We start from the raw sequence: 14,933 nt of genomic DNA on the forward strand, positions 1-14,933 counted from the left end.
CGCCGGGGACCGCACTAGTGGTGCGCCTTGACCGGCGGATCATCCACGTCAGTGTGGTCGGCACGCTGCATTTCTGCCTCCGGGCGGTAGCCCGGGATGATGCGTGCCAGTTCGTTCCGGACTGCCGATGAGGGCCGACCGAACCGCAGAACCTGTCAGTTCTACGGTAGAGAGACGATAGCACGGCGGGCGCCATGTAACCCAGATTTTTCCGGATTTTTAACGAGGGTTTTCCAGATTGTTAACAGCGGATTTTTAGCCCAGATGTTGAGGCGACAGCACAAAGCCGCCGGAACGAAACGCGGTGCGTTTCGATCCGGCGGCTTCACGGGCCCGCTAGTCCCTTGTCCGCTTGTTCTCCGCCCCTTCGGCGCTCGACGGATTGGAGCTGTTCTGAGCGTCAGTGGCGGCGGGCTGCTGGCCCTCCGGGCCGGGCTCCGCCGCGGGCACTTCAGCGGCGTTCTCCCCCGCTCCCGGTGAGGACCCGGCGTCGCCGTCGGAGGCCGTGCCAGCGTCCCCGCGGGAGGCGGCGGCGTCGCCGCGGGAGGCGGGGACGCCGTCGTCCTCCGTGGAAGCGCCTTGGCGCACTTCGGCAGTTTCCGCAGCCGCTTCCACGCTGTCCGCCTCACCGGTCGGGGCGCGGCCGGGCAGGTACACCGAATCCGTTTCCGCGGTGCGTGGCTGCCGCGCGAGCACTATGAAGATCACCACGGCAACTACCAGCAGCAGCAGCGATGTCCACACGTTAAGGCGCTGGGTGATGCCCAGGATCGTGATCATCTCTGCATCGTCGATGCGCAGCATTTCGATCCAGATTCGGCCGAGGGTGTAGAACGCGACGTACAACCAGAACAGCATGCCGCGGCGGAACTTGAAGCGCTTGTCCAGCAGCAGCAGCAGGGCGACGCCGGCCAGGTTCCACAGCGACTCGTACAGGAAGGTGGGGTGGAACAGGGTGCCAGGGGCCGCGTCGGCCGGGAAGTTGGGGCTGTCCGCGTCGATCTGCAGACCCCAGGGCAGCGTGGTGGGGGCGCCGAAGAGCTCCTGGTTGAACCAGTTGCCCCAGCGCCCGATGGCCTGGGCCAGCAGCACGCCGGGGGCAGCGGCATCCATGAAGGCCGGCAGCTTGATGCCGGCCCTGCGGCACGCGATCCAAGCACCCAGCAGGCCGAAGGCCACGGCCCCCCAAATGCCCAGCCCGCCGCGCCAGATCTGCGGAATGAGGGCCAGATCGCCGTTCGGCCCGAAGTACGCATCGGGCGAAGAGAAGACGTGGTAGAGGCGGCCGCCGATGATGCCGAACGGGATGGCCCAGATGGCCGCGTCCCAGATGAATTCATCGGGTCCGCCGCGGGCCTTCCAGCGGCGGCTGGTGAGCCACAGCGCCGCCACAATGCCCAGCAGGATGCACAGCGCGTAGGCGTGGATCGTGAGCGGGCCGATGCTGAATCCGGACCAGCCGGGGCTGGGGATGGATGCCGGGACGGCCATTGCAATAGTCGTGCTGTACACCAGATTCGTCCTCTAGGCCGAAGTTTGAAGGTCGGAGCGTGGCCGCGGGAGAGCCGCTGACCCACCGGTCATTCTGTCAGGCGCGGGCTGTGCCTTCGCTCAGCCTCGCCGCCAGTGCGCCCAGTGCATCCACACCGGAGCGGCCGAGTTCGGCCACCAGCGCCGTGCCCACGATGGCGCCTTCGGCGTAGGCACCGATTTCCCGCACGTGTTCCGCGCTGGAGACACCCAGGCCGACGCACACCCGTTCGGCGCCGGCCTCGTGGGCGGCCTGGACCACTCGCTCCGCTGCGCTGGAGACATTCTCGCGGGCGCCCGTGACTCCCATGATTGACACCGCGTAAACGAAGCCGCGGCTGGCTTTGACCGTCATGGCCATCCGTTCCGGCGAGGACGAGGGAGCGACCAGGAACACCCGGTCCAGTCCGTACTTGTCCGAAGCCTCGGACCATTCGGCGGCCTCGTCCGGAATCAGGTCCGGGGTGATGAGCCCAGCGCCGCCGGCCTCTGCCAAGCGGCGGGAGAATTCGTCAACACCCATCCGCATGACCGGGTTCCAGTAGGTCATCACCAGCACCGCGGCGTCGCAGCGGGCGGTGATGCCGGCGACGATCTCGAACACCTGGCTGACCCGGAAGCCGTCCTTCAGCGCCTGGACCGTGGCGGCCTGGATGACCGCACCGTCCATCACCGGGTCGGAGTACGGAATGCCGATCTCAATGACATCGGTGCCGTTCTCCGCCAGCGCGACGGCGGCGTCGATGGTGGTCTGGACGTCCGGGTACCCTGCGGGCAGGTAGCCCACCAGGGCGGTCCGGCCCGCGGCCAGGGCGCGGTCGATGGCGGCCGCCGATTTGCTGGCGGTAGCGGTATTGTTCACAGCTGCTCTCCTTCGGAGCCGATTCCAGCCTCGGGTGATTCCTGCGGGAGCAGGCCGAACCACTCGGCGGCGGTGGCAACGTCCTTGTCTCCCCGGCCCGAAAGGTTCACCACAATGATGACGTCCTGCGGATTGTCCTTGCCCTCGGTCAGGCGCTGGCCCACGCGCAGCGCACCCGCCAGGGCGTGCGACGATTCGATCGCCGGGATGATGCCTTCGGTCCGGCATAGCAGCCGGAAGGCATCCATGGCTTCGGTGTCCGTGACCGGTTCGTAAGTGGCCCTGCCGATGTCCGCCAGGTAGGAGTGCTCGGGTCCGACGCCGGGGTAGTCCAGTCCGGCGGAGATCGAATGCGACTCGATCGTCTGGCCGTCCTCGTCCTGCATCAGGTAGGAGCGTGCGCCGTGCAGCACACCGGGCCGGCCCAGCGTGATGGTTGCGGCATGGCGGCCTGTTTCCACGCCGTCGCCGCCGGCCTCGAAGCCGTAGAGCGCTACCTGGCGGTCGTCCAGGAAGCCGTGGAAGATGCCGATGGCGTTGGATCCGCCGCCGATGCAGGCGCAGACGGCGTCCGGCAGGCGGCCGGTCTGATCCAGGATCTGGGCGCGGGCCTCCTCGCCGATGACCTCATGGAAGTGGCGCACCAGCGCGGGGAAGGGATGGGCCCCGGCCGCGGTGCCCAGCAGGTAGTGGGTGTTCTGCACGTTGGCTACCCAGTCGCGAAGGGCTTCGTTGATGGCGTCCTTCAGTGTCTGCGACCCGGCGGTGACCGGTACCACGGTGGCCCCAAGCAGTTCCATCCGGGCTACGTTCAGGGCCTGCCGGCGGGTGTCTTCGGCACCCATGTAGACCACACACTCCATCCCGAGCAGGGCGGCCGCGGTGGCGCTGGCCACGCCGTGCTGGCCCGCGCCGGTCTCCGCGATGATCCGGGTCTTGCCCATGCGCTGCGCCAGCAGGGCCTGGCCCAACACGTTGTTGATCTTGTGCGAGCCGGTATGGTTCAGGTCCTCGCGCTTGAGGAAGATCCGGGCGCCCCCGGCATGCTGGGAGAAGCGCTTGGCTTCGGTCAGCAGGGAGGGCCGTCCCGAGTAGTTCTTGTTCAGCTCGGCCACCTGGGCGACGAACTCGGGATCGGCTTTGGCCTTTTCGAAGGTGTCTTCCAGCTCGTCCAGTGCCGCTATCAGGGACTCGGGCATCCAGCGCCCACCGAAGGCGCCGAAGTACGGCCCGGGGGCATGGCGCAGGCTGTTTCCGGCGAGGAAAGCGTCGACTGCTTCCTGTGGGTTTCCGGACTCGGCCGGGGTGTCGGGGCTCTGCGTCATGACGGTCCTCATCTTGTGCTGGGGGCAGGCCGCGGAACCACGGATGGCCGCTGCCCGCCCCTGAAGGATTCTTACGTTGTACGGGCCGTTGCCTCAGCGGCGGGCGGCGACGGCTTCGGAGCCGGCGGCGCCGAATTCGGCGACGGTTGCTTCCGGATCGCCCATCGTGACCAGCGCCTCGCCCACCAGCACGGCGTTGGCACCCTGGCTTGCGTAGTCGCGGACATCGGCCACCGAGCGGACGCCCGATTCCGCCACGACCACGGCGTCGGCCGGGATCCTGCCCACAAGCTCCGCGAACAACGAGCGGTCAACGTCCAGCGTCTTGAGGTTGCGGACGTTCACTCCGATGATGCGCGCGCCGACGGCCACGGCCCGGTCAATCTCCTCGGCGGTGTGCGTCTCCACCAAGGCGTTCATGCCCAGCTCGTGCGTGAGGGCCAGCAAGGCCCTCAGCTCGGCATCGTCCAAGGCAGCGACGATCAGCAACACCAGATCCGCACCATGGGCGCGGGCCTCGAAGATCTGGTATTCCTCAACGTTGAAGTCCTTGCGCAGCAGCGGCAGGTCCACCACGGCGCGCACGGCGTCGAAGTCGGCCAGTGAACCGTTGAACCTTCGCTGCTCCGTCAAGACGCTGATGACGGCGGCGCCGCCGCGTTCGTAAGCAGCGCCCAATTCGGCGGGGTCGGCGATCGAGGCAAGCTCTCCCTTGGACGGGCTCTTGCGCTTGACCTCGGCGATCACCTTCAATGCGGCACGGGGGGAATCGTTGCCGCCCAAGGCAGCGTAGGCATCGCGCGCTGCGGGCGCTTCGGCGGCCAGCCGCTTGATCTCCGCGAGCGGTACCTGGGCGCGCCGGGATTCGAGGTCTTCCCGGACCCCAACGATGATGTCGTCGAGAACGGTCACGCTTAGTGTCCGCTGCCCTGGATCTTGCTGCCGTCCACGCCGTAGCCGGCCTTCTTCATGATCCAGCCGGCGATCAGGCCAAGGATCATCACGACCACGCCGGCCCAGAAAATCACGTTCGAGGCCATGGCGAAACCGATGCCGGCCACGATGGAGCCGGCGATCATGATGAACACGCAGGTCCAGGCGGCGGGGCTGTTGCCGTGGCCGATGACTTCGTCGTGGATGCTGCCTGCCGGATCCGTCTTCATTGCGGTCTCGGTGGTGGTGGCGTGGTTGGCCATGATGTTTCTCCCTCTAAACGGTTCTGCTTCTTCATTCTGCCATTGTTTAGCGGCATGGCAGGCCAGTGTGACACGCTCGCCGGCGGCCCCGCCTCCCGCCCGGAGCCGGCGCCGGCGGTTCAGTCGGTCGGATCCTCGCCGCGGCTGAGCTGGTCCCAGCTGTCGATTTCATCGACGCTGCCGGCCCGGTCGGAGGGCATGCCGTCGGCCTGGCGTTCGGCGGCCGGCACGTACTTCTTCGACGCGGCCCAGGACCGGCCGGCCAGCACCAGCCAGACAGCCGTCGCCACCAGCAGGATCCCGGACACGGCCGCGAGGTACGGAAAGACCGTGACGACGACGTCGGCCTCTCCCCCGATCTGGCCGGTTGCCTCGCCGATGGCGGCCGAGGCGGCTGCCGCGGGATTGGCGACCACGGCCAAGCTCGCCGCGGCAATGCCGATGCCTGCTGCTGCGAGCAGCACGGCGATCACGATGCGCGCAATCCGGCCGGCAATGGACGCCGCCAGGCCTGCGGCCAGCGCCACCAGGGCCAGGGCTGTCACGGCGGTGGCGGCGTCACTGCCGGCCACGCTGACGTCCGGGGTCTGTACCCTGGTTCCCGGGAGATGGGCGGTGAGCCAGGTCTGCGTCGTGGTCCCGAAGGCGGCCAGGGCGACCGCCACAGCGGCGAGCACCACCATGCCCTTGCGCTGCCACCGTGAGCCGCCGGTCTTCCGTTCCGGTTCCTGGCCCTTGGCCGGTGTGGTCTTGTCCCCGCTCATTGCTGCCCCTTCACCGGCACATGCGCCGGATTGGCCTGATGCAGCCGCGCCGCCAGCGTCACCGCCCGCAGCGGAGCCGCCGCCTTGTTAACGGTCTCGAGCGCCTCGGCCTCCGGCTGGGAATCGGCCACGATCCCGCCGCCGGACTGAACGTAGGCGGTGCCCCCGCGCAACAGCGCGGACCGGATGGCTATGGCCATGTCCATGTCCCCGGCGAAGTCCAGGTAGCCCACCACTCCCCCGTAGATGCCGCGGCGGTGTGGTTCCAGTTCATCCAGCAGCCGCAGTGCCCGCGGCTTGGGGGCGCCGGAGAGCGTCCCGGCCGGGAATGTCGCGGCCAGCACGTCGTAGGCGGTCTTGTCCGGGGACAGCCGGCCCACCACGGTGGAGACCAGGTGCATGATGTGGCTGAACTTTTCCACTTCCATGAACTGCGTGACGTCAACGCTGCCGGGTTCGCAGACCTTGGAGATGTCGTTGCGGGCCAGGTCGACCAGCATCAGGTGCTCTGCGCGTTCCTTCTTATCCGCCAACAGTTCCTCGGCCAGTTCCTTGTCATGTTCCACGCCGTGTCCGCGCGGCCGCGAGCCGGCGATCGGGTGCGTGATGACTTCGTCGCCGGTTACGGTGACCAGCGCTTCCGGGGAAGACCCCACAATCGAGTAGCCCACGCCGTCGGAGTCTTCCAGGCTGAACAGGTACATGTAGGGGCTGGGGTTGAGGTTCCTCAGCACCCGGTAGACGTCCAGCGCAGAGGCCGAGCATTCGGCCTCGAACCGGCGGGAGATCACCACCTGGAACACTTCGCCGTCGACAATTGCTTCCTTGCCGCGGTCCACGGCTGCCAAATACTTATCGCGGGCCCAGCGATGGGTCACGCTGTTCATCAGCTCATCAGTTGCCAGCGCGGAATCTTCCAGCACGGACACCTGCTGCGCCAGCGGCTCGGCCAGCTGGGCCAGCATGTGCTTGGCCCGCTTGACCGCGTCCAGCCACGCCTCGTCGACCCGCTCGTCGCGGTTGTCGAAGTTGATCGCATTCGCAATCAGCGTGACTGTGCCTTCGGCGTTGTCGTGCACGGCCAGATCGGTGACCAGGTTCATGGCGAGTTCGGGCAGGTTCAGGTCGTCCTCCGGTGGAGAAGTCAGCTTCTCCCAGTGGCGCACGGCTTCCCAACCGACAAAACCGACCAGCCCGGAGGTCAGCGGCGGCAGCGCTTCGAAGCGTTCGGTGCGCAGCGCCTCCACGGTTGCGCGCAGGGCCTCCACCGGGTTGCCCTCCCGCGGCACCCCCACCGGCGGTTCGCCCAGCCAGTGCGCCTGCCCGTCCTTGGTGGTCAGCGTGGCCCGGGAATGGGCCCCGATGAACGAATAGCGCGACCAGACGCCGCCCACCGCAGCGGATTCAAGCAGGAAGGTGCCCGGCCGCTCGCCCGCGAGTTTGCGGTAGATCGAAATCGGGGTCTGTTCATCGGCGAGCACCTTGACGGACACCGGGATCACCCGTCGATCCCGCGCCAAGGTGCGGAATTCCTCCAGGCTGGGGCTGATGACTCCGAGGTCCTGCATGCGTTATCCGTCTTTCACTTCAGTCGCTGATCAAGCTGGGGTTGGGGAAAGGTGCGGGCGGCTTCTTCAGCTGCCCAGCGCTGGTCCGTCGTCCGACGCCTGACGGTGGCCGGCAACGGCGCCGAGGTCGCGGCCGTCAAAGCAGGTGCGCGTGCCCGTGTGGCAGGCCGCCCCCACTTGATCCACCCGGACCAACAGGGCATCGCCGTCGCAGTCGAGGGCCACCGACTTGACGAACTGAACGTGCCCGGAGGTATCGCCCTTGCGCCAGTATTCCTGCCGCGAACGTGAATAAAACGTCACACGGCCGCTGGTCAACGTGCGGTGCAGCGCCTCATCGTCCATCCAGCCAAGCATCAGCACCTCGCCGGAATCGAACTGCTGGACCACCGCGGCCACCAGACCGGAGGCGTCGCGCTTAAGCCGCTGGGCGACGGCAGGATCAAGGGCCGCCGGACCGGCGGCGGGCGGCAGGGTATTCGGGGATTCAGGCTGGGAAGACATCCCTACAAGTCTAGTGCCAAGTCCCGGTGCCCCCTGCCCGCGCCAGGACGGCTTGGAGGGACAGGATTTGCCGCCCGAAACCGGCGGCTTCGTGCTAGGTTCAGGAGTGATGCATTACGTAAATCCGTCCCGTGAAGTCCTGGCCGAGACCTTGCTGGCTGCCGGGCCGGATGCGCCTACCCTGTGCGAGGGATGGAAGACTGCCGAGCTCGCCGCGCACCTCTATATCCGTGAACATCGGGTGGGTGCCGCACTCGGGCTGGCCCTTAAGCCGCTCGCCAAAGTTTCCGACGACGCCACACGGAAGACGGCTGACAAGGCGCGGGCAACGGCAGGCTACGCCAAACTGGTGGAAGCCTTCCGCGCCGGGCCACCGGCCATATCGCCGCTCAAGGTCCCGGCCGTGGACAATGTGGCCAACCTGGTCGAGTTCTTCGTCCATACCGAAGACGTGCGCCGCGCCACCGACCGCTGGGCGCCGCGCGCGCTCGACGAGGACTATTCAACCGCTCTGTGGGACGATCTGGTCAAGCGTGCCGCGCTGTTGTACCGGGGCGTGGATCTGGGCATCGTGCTGGTGCGTCCGGATGGACCGCGGCACGTGGCCAAGCGCGCGCCGGTATCGGTGGCCATCGTCGGAGAACCCAGCGAACTGCTGATGCATGCCCACGGCCGCACCAAGCACGCCCTGGTCACCTTTGAGGGCCAGCCCGATGCGCTGGCCCTGCTGGAGAGTGCCGAAATCGGCCTCTGAGACTCAGCGGACCGGATAGCCCGCGTCCCGGATGGCTCGCTTCACCTGGGCGATCGCGTCATCGGGGCCAAAGTGGAACACCGAGGCGGCCAGCACTGCGTCGGCTCCGGCGGCCACGGCCGGCGGGAAATGCTCCGGCTTGCCGGCCCCGCCGGAAGCGATCAGCGGAACTTTCACCGCGGCGCGGACGGCGCGGATCATTTCCAGGTCGAACCCGTCCTTGGTACCGTCGGCGTCGATCGAATTGAGCAGCAACTCCCCCACGCCGCGCTCGGCTGCTTCCTTCGCCCACTGCACCGCGTCGATCCCGGTACCCTTGCGGCCCCCGTGCGTGGTGACTTCGAATCCGGAAGCTACCGAGGGATTGTCGGTGCGGCGGGCGTCCAGCGAGAGCACCAGCACCTGGGAACCAAAGTGGCGGGTGATTTCGTCAATCACGTCAGGCCGGGCCACCGCGGCGGTATTGATCGCGGCTTTGTCCGCCCCGTACCGCAGCAGCTTGTCCACGTCGGCGACTTCCCGCACGCCGCCGCCCACCGTCAGCGGGATGAAGACTTCCTCCGCGGTGCGGGCCACCACGTCGAACGTCGTTTCGCGGTTCCCGGAGGAAGCGGTGACGTCCAGGAACGTGAGCTCATCGGCGCCGGCACGGTCGTACCGGTGCGCCAGCTCCACCGGGTCGCCGGCGTCGCGGAGGCCTTCGAAATTAACTCCCTTGACCACACGCCCGGCGTCGACGTCGAGGCAGGGGATAACGCGGATGGCAACAGTCATGGCTTACTCCGGAGCAATCAGATGCGGCAGGCGTGGATGGTGCTGACCAGAATGGCCCGGGCGCCGAGATCGTAGAGCTCATCCATGATCCGGTTGGTCTGGGTCCGGCGGACCATTGAACGCACGGCCACCCAGCCGGTGTCGCGCAGCGGCGAGACCGTGGGTGACTCCAGACCGGGGGTCAGCGTCGCGGCGGCATCCACTAGGTCCTTGCGGATGTCGTAGTCCATCATCACGTATTCCCGGGCCACAATGACGCCGCGGAGGCGGCGCATCAGCACGTCCAGCCCGGGCGGAGGGTTCTCGCCGGAGCGGCCGATCAGCACGGCCTCGGATTTCAGGATGGGGTCGCCGAAGATCTCCATGCCCGCGGCACGCAGGGTGTTGCCGGTTTCCACCACATCGGCGATGGCATCGGCAACACCCAGCCGGACGGAGGATTCAACCGCGCCGTCCAACCGGACCACTGAGGCTTCGATGCCGCGCTCGGACAGGTAGCCGCGCAGCAGACCGTCGTAGCTGGTGGCCAGGCGCTTACCGTTCAGCTGCTCGGCGCGGGAGAACTCCCCCACCGGGCCGGCGAAGCGGAACGTGGAGGTCCCGAAACCGAGGTTCATCAGCTCCACGGCTTCCACCTGGGCATCCAGGAATAGGTCGCGGCCGGTGATGCCGACGTCCAGGGTGCCGGACCCCACATAGACGGCGATGTCGCGGGGGCGCAGGAAAAAGAACTCAATATCGTTGTCCGGGTCGGTCATGACCAGTTCACGGGAGTCGCGGCGCTGGCGGTAACCGGCTTCCCCCAGCATGGCGGAGGCGGCCTCGGACAGGGATCCCTTGTTGGGAACAGCTACACGGAGCATGTGAAAGTCTTTCTGGAATCGGCTCGGCCGCAGCGCGGCCTTCAAGGATGGATTCGGCCTGGGTCCGGGCGGGGCGCCGACGAGGGCGGCGTCCCGCTACAGATGCTTGTAGACGTCCTCCAGCTGCAGTCCCTTGGCGATCATCAGGACCTGCAGGTGGTACAGCAGCTGGGAGATTTCCTCGGCGGCGGCTTCGTCGGATTCGTATTCGGCTGCCATCCAGACTTCGGCGGCCTCTTCGACGACCTTTTTCCCGATCCCGTGGATGCCGGAATCCAGCTCGGCTACCGTACGGGAGCCTTCCGGACGCTGCTGCGCCTTGTCGCTCAGTTCCGCAAACAGGGATTCGAAGGATTTCACGCCCTTTAGCCTACGTCAGGAGCGCGGGACGGCGACAAACCGCCGTCCCCATTGTGACGAACCCCTCCGGCGCGACGGGGATGCCACCCGGGGCGCCGGGGCTTCGCTCAAACGCCCAGGCCCCGGAGCGTAGCCGCTGTCGTTAGGGCAGCGGTGACGGCTTCGTGCCCTTTGTCCTCGCTGGAGTCCGCCAGCCCGGCACGGTCCAACCCCTGCTGCTCCGTATCGCAGGTGAGCACGCCGAAGCCCACCGGCTTGCCGGTCCGGACGCTGACATCGGTCAGGCCCTCCGTGGCGGCCTGGCACACGTACTCAAAGTGCGGCGTGCCGCCGCGGATCACGACGCCGAGCGCCACCACTGCGTCATAGTGCGGGGCCAGCCGGGCGGCCGCCACGGGCAGTTCGAAGGCGCCCGGCACACGGATCAACGCAGGGTCCTCAATTCCCGCCTCAGCGGCCGCGCGCAGCGCGCCGTCGACCAGACCGTCCATGATCTGGGTGTGCCAGCTGGCGGCGACAATGGCGAGCTTCAGCCCGCCGGTAGCCTCCTGCAGGCCGGTGATGTCGATGACTGGGGCTCCGTGTCCGCTCATGTTCTTCCTTCGTGAATGTCTAGTCGGTAGTGGATGGTGTGGCCGGGGCGCAGGCGTCAGCTCTGCTGCACCGGTGTGGTCTGCAGGACGGCCAGTCGGTGGTCCATCCGGTCCCGCTTGGTCTCCAGGTAGCGGCGGTTCTGCTCGCGGAAGGGAACTTCGGCGGTCACCATCTCCACCACCTCGATGCCCAGGGCCGCCAGCGTCACGCTCTTGGCCGGATTGTTGCTCAGCAGCCGGATGGCGCCGATGCCCATCGAGCGCAGGATGGCGGCCGCGGCCGAATAGTCGCGCGCGTCCACGGGCAGCCCCAACTGCTCATTGGCCTCCACAGTGTCGGCGCCGGCTTCCTGCAGTGCGTAGGCCCGCATTTTGTTGGCCAGTCCGATGCCGCGCCCCTCTTGGCCGCGCAGGTACAGGACGGTTCCGCCTTGCTCTCCGATCATTGCCAGGGCCTGTTCCAATTGTTCACCGCAGTCGCAGCGGTAGGACGCGAACACGTCACCGGTCAGGCACTCGGAGTGCAATCGGACCAGCGGCTCGGCCGCCGGCCGGACCGGGGAGGTGATACTCAGGTGCTCCACGCCGGTGGCTGCGTCCGTCCAGGCCTGCGCCGTGAAGTTGCCGAAGCCGGTGGGCAGCTGAACGGACGGGCCGGCCTCCACCGTTGCGGCCGGCGCCTTTTCGCGGATCTCGTCAGTGGCCACGGTGCTCCGCCTTCGAGAGTGATGTCGGCGCGGGTGCCCCGGACAGGTAGTTCGCGAGGTCCTCGATCGAGACCAGCGGGCAGTTGTGCTCGTCGGCGAAGGCCCGCAGGGCCGGCAGCCGCATCATGTCCCCCTCGTCGTGCACCAGCTCGGCGATGACCCCGACCGGCGCCCGCCCGCCCAGGCGGCACAGGTCCACGGCCGCCTCGGTGTGGCCGCGCCGCGCCAGCACGCCGCCGTCGACCGCGCGCAGGGGAAAGACATGGCCGGGCCGGGTGAGGTCCGCGGCGGTGCTGTCCGCCGCAGCGAGCACCGACGCGGTGCGCGCACGGTCCGCTGAACTGATTCCGGTGCTCACGCCGGCCGCGGCGTCGCAGGACACCGTATAGGCCGTGCCCTTCGCATCCTGGTTGACTTCAACCATCGGCGGAAGCCCCAGGTCGTCGGCGCGGGCCGCCGTGAGCGGCACGCAGATGACGCCGGATGTGTAGCGGATGGTCCAGCCCATCAGCTCGGAGGTGGCGGCGTCAGCGGCGAAGATAATGTCGCCTTCGTTTTCCCGGTCCTCGTCATCAACAACAACGACGGCGCGGCCCGCGGCGATCGCGGCGACGGCGGCCTCGATGGTGTCCAGCGCGATCCGCGGCTCCACGGCGGCGCTCATGACCGGATTCCCGGAGAAAAGGCCAGCAGCCGCTCGGCGTACTTGGCCAGGACGTCCACTTCCAGGTTCACCGTGTCGCCGGGCTGTTTGGCCCCCAGTCCGGTGTCGGCCAGCGTGGTGGGAATCAGGCCGACTTCGAAGAACTGCGTCTCCGCTTCCGCATCGCTGACCGAGGTGACCGTCAGCGAGACGCCGTCAACGGCGATGGACCCTTTCTCCGCGATGTAGCGGGCCAGCTCCTGGGGAACGGTGAAGCGCAGCCGTTCCCAGTCGCCCAGGTCTTCGCGTTCGGCCAGCGTGCCGACTCCGTCCACATGACCTTGGACCACGTGCCCGTCCAGCCGCCCTCCGGCCGGAACGCAGCGTTCCAGGTTGACGGTCTGCCCCGGCTGGAGCGATCCGGTGGTGGTGCGGGTGAGCGTCTCGCCCATCACGTCCACGCTGACCCGGCTGCCATCCAGCGCGACGGCGGTAAGGCACACGCCATTGACCGCGATCGACCCGCCGAGCCCGAGGCCGGATGCCGTCCGGGGTGCGGTGAAGGTCAGCACGGCGCTGTCGGTGGCTGGGCTCAGGTCCAGCGATTCGACCCGCCCTTGTTCGGCGATGATTCCGGTAAACATTCAGTTGCCTTTCTGGGTGCCGCGGAACGGCAAAGGTTCAAGGTGCAGGCGCAGGTCAGCGCCCAGGGTGCGGGCACTGCCGCCGGCGCTATCCCAGCGCCACCGGCCTGCCTCGGCCAGTGTGCCGATGCCGAGGTCGGCCACCGCGCGGGTGCCGGCACCGAGCATCAGCGGTGCTAGGTAGAGGACCAGTTCATCGATCAGGTCGGCGCGCAGGAAGGCCGAGGCGATGGTGGCTCCACCTTCGATCATGGCGTGGCCGATGCCACGCCCGGCCAGTTCGGCCAATACTTCCGCGGGATCATGCGTGGCCAGTTGCAGGAAAAGGCCATCGGCGCCGCGGACTGCCGCGTCTGCGGGCACCTTCCGGCGCCCCATCACCACGCGCAGCGGCTGGTCGGGAGTCTCGGCCCCGGCCCGGTCCCGGGCGGTCAGCCGCGGGTTGTCGGCGGCGATGGTTCCGTTGCCGGCGATGATCGCATCGGCACGGGAGCGGATGCCGTGGCTGTCGGCCCGGGCTTCTTCCCCGGTGATCCACTGGCTGCTGCCGTCCGCCGCAGCGATCAGCCCGTCCATTGTCTGGGCGATGTGCAGCGTGGTGAACGGCCGGCCTTCCCGCCGGGCCTGGAACCAGCGGTGGTTGAGTTCCTGGGCCTGCTGCGGCATCAGTCCGGTGCGCACGGCGACACCGGCTGCGGCCAGCCGCTGCGCTCCGCCCGCTGCCTGGTCGGTGGGGTCGGCCGCAGCGAAGACCAGCGAACCGATGCCGGCTTCCAGGATGGCGCCCGAGCACGGGCCCGTCCGGCCGCGGTGGTTGCACGGTTCCAGGGTCACCAGCATGGTGCAGTCCGCCAGCTCCGTTTCGCGTCCTGACGGGACGTTGGCCAGCGCATCCACTTCGGCGTGCGGCGTGCCCGCTCCCCGGTGGTACCCGGTACTGAGCACCTCACCGCGCGGGTCAATGATTACCGCTCCGACCAGGGGATTCGCGCCGCGCACGCCCTGCCCGGCGGCCTGCAGCGCCAGCTCCATGCCGCGTTGCTCCGCCGTCGAAAAGTGCTGGCTGATGACGGGGGCAGGCTGGCTCATGGGACACGCACCGGTTCGTCGTCGCCGCCGGCCCGTGCCGGCTGCCCGATCCGCGGATCGGGGTGCAGTGTTTGCACCTCGGGCTTGGCCAGTGCATTGGCCCGCCACCAGACGAAGAATCCAACCAGGGTGAAGCCGCCGTAGAACAGATACATGAAGGCGCTGGCGTAGTAGCCGGCGCTGAAGAGCAGCGGCACACCCACAATGTCCACCGCGACCCAGATCAGCCAGAATTCAACCCAGCCGCGGGCCATGCCGTATGTGGCCAGCAGCGAACCGACGAAGGTCCAGGCATCGGCCCACACCGGCTCATAGGAACCCAGCGCGGCGAAGATCGGGGTCAGCGCCACGGTGCCCAGAAGCAGTGCCGCCACCAGGCCCACCCGCGCCTTGGCGCCGGCCCACTGCGGGGTGATGGCGCTGCCGGTGCCGTTGCGTGCGGCGCGCCAGCGGTTCCAGCCGTACACGGCCACCGCAATGAACATGACCTGCCGCCCCGCCTGTCCCAGCAGGTTGGCTGTGCTGGCGGAGCCGAACAGCGAACCGAGGAAGACCGTCAGCAGCAGCAGGTTGCCGATGATGCCCACCGGCCAGGCCCATACTTTTCGGCGCATGCCGCCGAGGGCGCTGAGGAGTCCAAAAATGTTTCCCAGAACTTCGCGCAGCAGCAGTGAGCTGCCGGCAACGGGAATCTGAGCTTCAAAGAGCCACCGCAGAAAATCCATGCCGTTCCTTTCGAGCCGCGGCGGCTCCGGGG

Annotated in this window: 18 protein-coding genes; 1 reads left to right on the forward strand and 17 read right to left on the reverse strand. The window is 67.9% G+C overall.

All coding sequences use genetic code 11. From position 1 onward, the window contains the following. Positions 1–336: 336 nt before the first annotated feature. From lgt to hisI, 8 genes are all read right to left on the reverse strand, one after another. Positions 337–1,491: a prolipoprotein diacylglyceryl transferase gene (lgt, locus tag ACWF5H_RS07220; RefSeq protein ID WP_452035840.1), complete on the reverse strand. Its 1,155-nt coding sequence runs from the start codon at positions 1,489–1,491 to the stop codon at positions 337–339. 97 nt (positions 1,492–1,588) lie between these two features. Continuing rightward, on the reverse strand, positions 1,589–2,392 hold the full coding sequence (trpA, locus tag ACWF5H_RS07225) for a tryptophan synthase subunit alpha (RefSeq protein ID WP_452035841.1): 804 nt from the start codon (positions 2,390–2,392) through the stop codon (positions 1,589–1,591). Then, the gene (gene trpB, locus ACWF5H_RS07230) at positions 2,389–3,717 is read right to left on the reverse strand and encodes a tryptophan synthase subunit beta (protein WP_452035843.1); all 1,329 of its coding nucleotides are present in this window, start codon (positions 3,715–3,717) and stop codon (positions 2,389–2,391) included. The genes trpA and trpB overlap by 4 nt, the downstream gene beginning before the upstream one ends. A gap of 93 nt (positions 3,718–3,810) precedes the next feature. Then, positions 3,811–4,629 carry an indole-3-glycerol phosphate synthase TrpC gene (gene trpC / locus ACWF5H_RS07235; protein ID WP_452035845.1) on the reverse strand — a complete coding sequence of 273 codons (819 nt, stop codon included), beginning with the start codon at positions 4,627–4,629 and terminating at the stop codon, positions 3,811–3,813. A 2-nt stretch (positions 4,630–4,631) separates the two neighbouring features. Continuing rightward, on the reverse strand, positions 4,632–4,913 hold the full coding sequence (locus ACWF5H_RS07240; RefSeq protein ID WP_364649986.1) for an HGxxPAAW family protein: 282 nt from the start codon (positions 4,911–4,913) through the stop codon (positions 4,632–4,634). Between the two features lie 119 nt (positions 4,914–5,032). Next, positions 5,033–5,677, reverse strand: a complete 645-nt coding sequence (locus ACWF5H_RS07245; RefSeq protein WP_452035846.1) for a Trp biosynthesis-associated membrane protein — start codon at positions 5,675–5,677, stop codon at positions 5,033–5,035. After that, the gene (locus ACWF5H_RS07250) at positions 5,674–7,245 is read right to left on the reverse strand and encodes an anthranilate synthase component I (RefSeq protein WP_452035848.1); all 1,572 of its coding nucleotides are present in this window, start codon (positions 7,243–7,245) and stop codon (positions 5,674–5,676) included. The genes ACWF5H_RS07245 and ACWF5H_RS07250 overlap by 4 nt, the downstream gene beginning before the upstream one ends. 66 nt (positions 7,246–7,311) lie before the next feature. After that, on the reverse strand, positions 7,312–7,749 hold the full coding sequence (gene hisI / locus ACWF5H_RS07255; RefSeq protein WP_452035850.1) for a phosphoribosyl-AMP cyclohydrolase: 438 nt from the start codon (positions 7,747–7,749) through the stop codon (positions 7,312–7,314). A 109-nt stretch (positions 7,750–7,858) separates the two neighbouring features. On the opposite strand from hisI, the gene ACWF5H_RS07260 reads away from it, so the two are divergent. Continuing rightward, positions 7,859–8,503 (forward strand): TIGR03085 family metal-binding protein, encoded by a 645-nt coding sequence (locus ACWF5H_RS07260; protein WP_452036067.1) that lies wholly within the window; start codon positions 7,859–7,861, stop codon positions 8,501–8,503. 3 nt (positions 8,504–8,506) lie between these two features. On the opposite strand, the gene hisF is transcribed toward ACWF5H_RS07260, so the two are convergent. The 9 genes from hisF to pnuC all read right to left on the reverse strand — a co-directional run bounded on the left by hisF (position 8,507) and on the right by pnuC (position 14,901). Next, positions 8,507–9,277: an imidazole glycerol phosphate synthase subunit HisF gene (gene hisF, locus ACWF5H_RS07265; RefSeq protein ID WP_452035852.1), complete on the reverse strand. Its 771-nt coding sequence runs from the start codon at positions 9,275–9,277 to the stop codon at positions 8,507–8,509. Between the two features lie 17 nt (positions 9,278–9,294). After that, positions 9,295–10,140: an ATP phosphoribosyltransferase gene (gene hisG, locus ACWF5H_RS07270; RefSeq protein WP_452035854.1), complete on the reverse strand. Its 846-nt coding sequence runs from the start codon at positions 10,138–10,140 to the stop codon at positions 9,295–9,297. Positions 10,141–10,236: 96 nt separating this feature from the next. Then, positions 10,237–10,500, reverse strand: a complete 264-nt coding sequence (locus ACWF5H_RS07275; protein ID WP_127514683.1) for a phosphoribosyl-ATP diphosphatase — start codon at positions 10,498–10,500, stop codon at positions 10,237–10,239. A gap of 107 nt (positions 10,501–10,607) precedes the next feature. Next, complete coding sequence (gene ribH / locus ACWF5H_RS07280; RefSeq protein ID WP_452035855.1) at positions 10,608–11,093, reverse strand: 6,7-dimethyl-8-ribityllumazine synthase; 486 nt, start codon at positions 11,091–11,093, stop codon at positions 10,608–10,610. A 56-nt stretch (positions 11,094–11,149) separates the two neighbouring features. Then, complete coding sequence (gene ribA, locus ACWF5H_RS07285) at positions 11,150–11,800, reverse strand: GTP cyclohydrolase II (RefSeq protein ID WP_452035857.1); 651 nt, start codon at positions 11,798–11,800, stop codon at positions 11,150–11,152. Beyond that, positions 11,790–12,464: a 3,4-dihydroxy-2-butanone-4-phosphate synthase gene (gene ribB / locus ACWF5H_RS07290; RefSeq protein WP_452035859.1), complete on the reverse strand. Its 675-nt coding sequence runs from the start codon at positions 12,462–12,464 to the stop codon at positions 11,790–11,792. The genes ribA and ribB overlap by 11 nt, the downstream gene beginning before the upstream one ends. Beyond that, complete coding sequence (locus ACWF5H_RS07295) at positions 12,461–13,087, reverse strand: riboflavin synthase (RefSeq protein WP_452035860.1); 627 nt, start codon at positions 13,085–13,087, stop codon at positions 12,461–12,463. The genes ribB and ACWF5H_RS07295 overlap by 4 nt, the downstream gene beginning before the upstream one ends. Further along, a complete protein-coding gene (gene ribD, locus ACWF5H_RS07300) occupies positions 13,088–14,176 on the reverse strand; it encodes a bifunctional diaminohydroxyphosphoribosylaminopyrimidine deaminase/5-amino-6-(5-phosphoribosylamino)uracil reductase RibD (RefSeq protein WP_452035861.1) in 1,089 nt (362 codons plus the stop codon). After that, positions 14,173–14,901 (reverse strand): nicotinamide riboside transporter PnuC, encoded by a 729-nt coding sequence (pnuC, locus tag ACWF5H_RS07305; protein ID WP_364649949.1) that lies wholly within the window; start codon positions 14,899–14,901, stop codon positions 14,173–14,175. Before pnuC ends, ribD begins: the two co-directional genes overlap by 4 nt. Positions 14,902–14,933: the final 32 nt, after the last annotated feature.

It is taken from the genome of Arthrobacter sp. NPDC055138 (assembly GCF_053607305.1).

What these genes read in the sequence shown, in the direction of transcription:
- trpB (WP_452035843.1), bottom strand. Translation starts at nt 3,717, where the DNA reads ATGACGCAGAGCCCCGACACCCCGGCCGAGTCCGGAAACCCACAGGAA.
- ribB (WP_452035859.1), bottom strand. Translation starts at nt 12,464, where the DNA reads ATGAGCGCCGCCGTGGAGCCGCGGATCGCGCTGGACACCATCGAGGCC.
- pnuC (WP_364649949.1), bottom strand. Translation starts at nt 14,901, where the DNA reads ATGGATTTTCTGCGGTGGCTCTTTGAAGCTCAGATTCCCGTTGCCGGC.
- ACWF5H_RS07245 (WP_452035846.1), bottom strand. Translation starts at nt 5,677, where the DNA reads ATGAGCGGGGACAAGACCACACCGGCCAAGGGCCAGGAACCGGAACGG.
- lgt (WP_452035840.1), bottom strand. Translation starts at nt 1,491, where the DNA reads ATGGCCGTCCCGGCATCCATCCCCAGCCCCGGCTGGTCCGGATTCAGC.
- ACWF5H_RS07295 (WP_452035860.1), bottom strand. Translation starts at nt 13,087, where the DNA reads ATGTTTACCGGAATCATCGCCGAACAAGGGCGGGTCGAATCGCTGGAC.
- ribH (WP_452035855.1), bottom strand. Translation starts at nt 11,093, where the DNA reads ATGAGCGGACACGGAGCCCCAGTCATCGACATCACCGGCCTGCAGGAG.
- ACWF5H_RS07260 (WP_452036067.1), top strand. Translation starts at nt 7,859, where the DNA reads ATGCATTACGTAAATCCGTCCCGTGAAGTCCTGGCCGAGACCTTGCTG.
- hisF (WP_452035852.1), bottom strand. Translation starts at nt 9,277, where the DNA reads ATGACTGTTGCCATCCGCGTTATCCCCTGCCTCGACGTCGACGCCGGG.
- hisI (WP_452035850.1), bottom strand. Translation starts at nt 7,749, where the DNA reads ATGTCTTCCCAGCCTGAATCCCCGAATACCCTGCCGCCCGCCGCCGGT.
- hisG (WP_452035854.1), bottom strand. Translation starts at nt 10,140, where the DNA reads ATGCTCCGTGTAGCTGTTCCCAACAAGGGATCCCTGTCCGAGGCCGCC.
- ACWF5H_RS07250 (WP_452035848.1), bottom strand. Translation starts at nt 7,245, where the DNA reads ATGCAGGACCTCGGAGTCATCAGCCCCAGCCTGGAGGAATTCCGCACC.
- ACWF5H_RS07240 (WP_364649986.1), bottom strand. Translation starts at nt 4,913, where the DNA reads ATGGCCAACCACGCCACCACCACCGAGACCGCAATGAAGACGGATCCG.
- ribD (WP_452035861.1), bottom strand. Translation starts at nt 14,176, where the DNA reads ATGAGCCAGCCTGCCCCCGTCATCAGCCAGCACTTTTCGACGGCGGAG.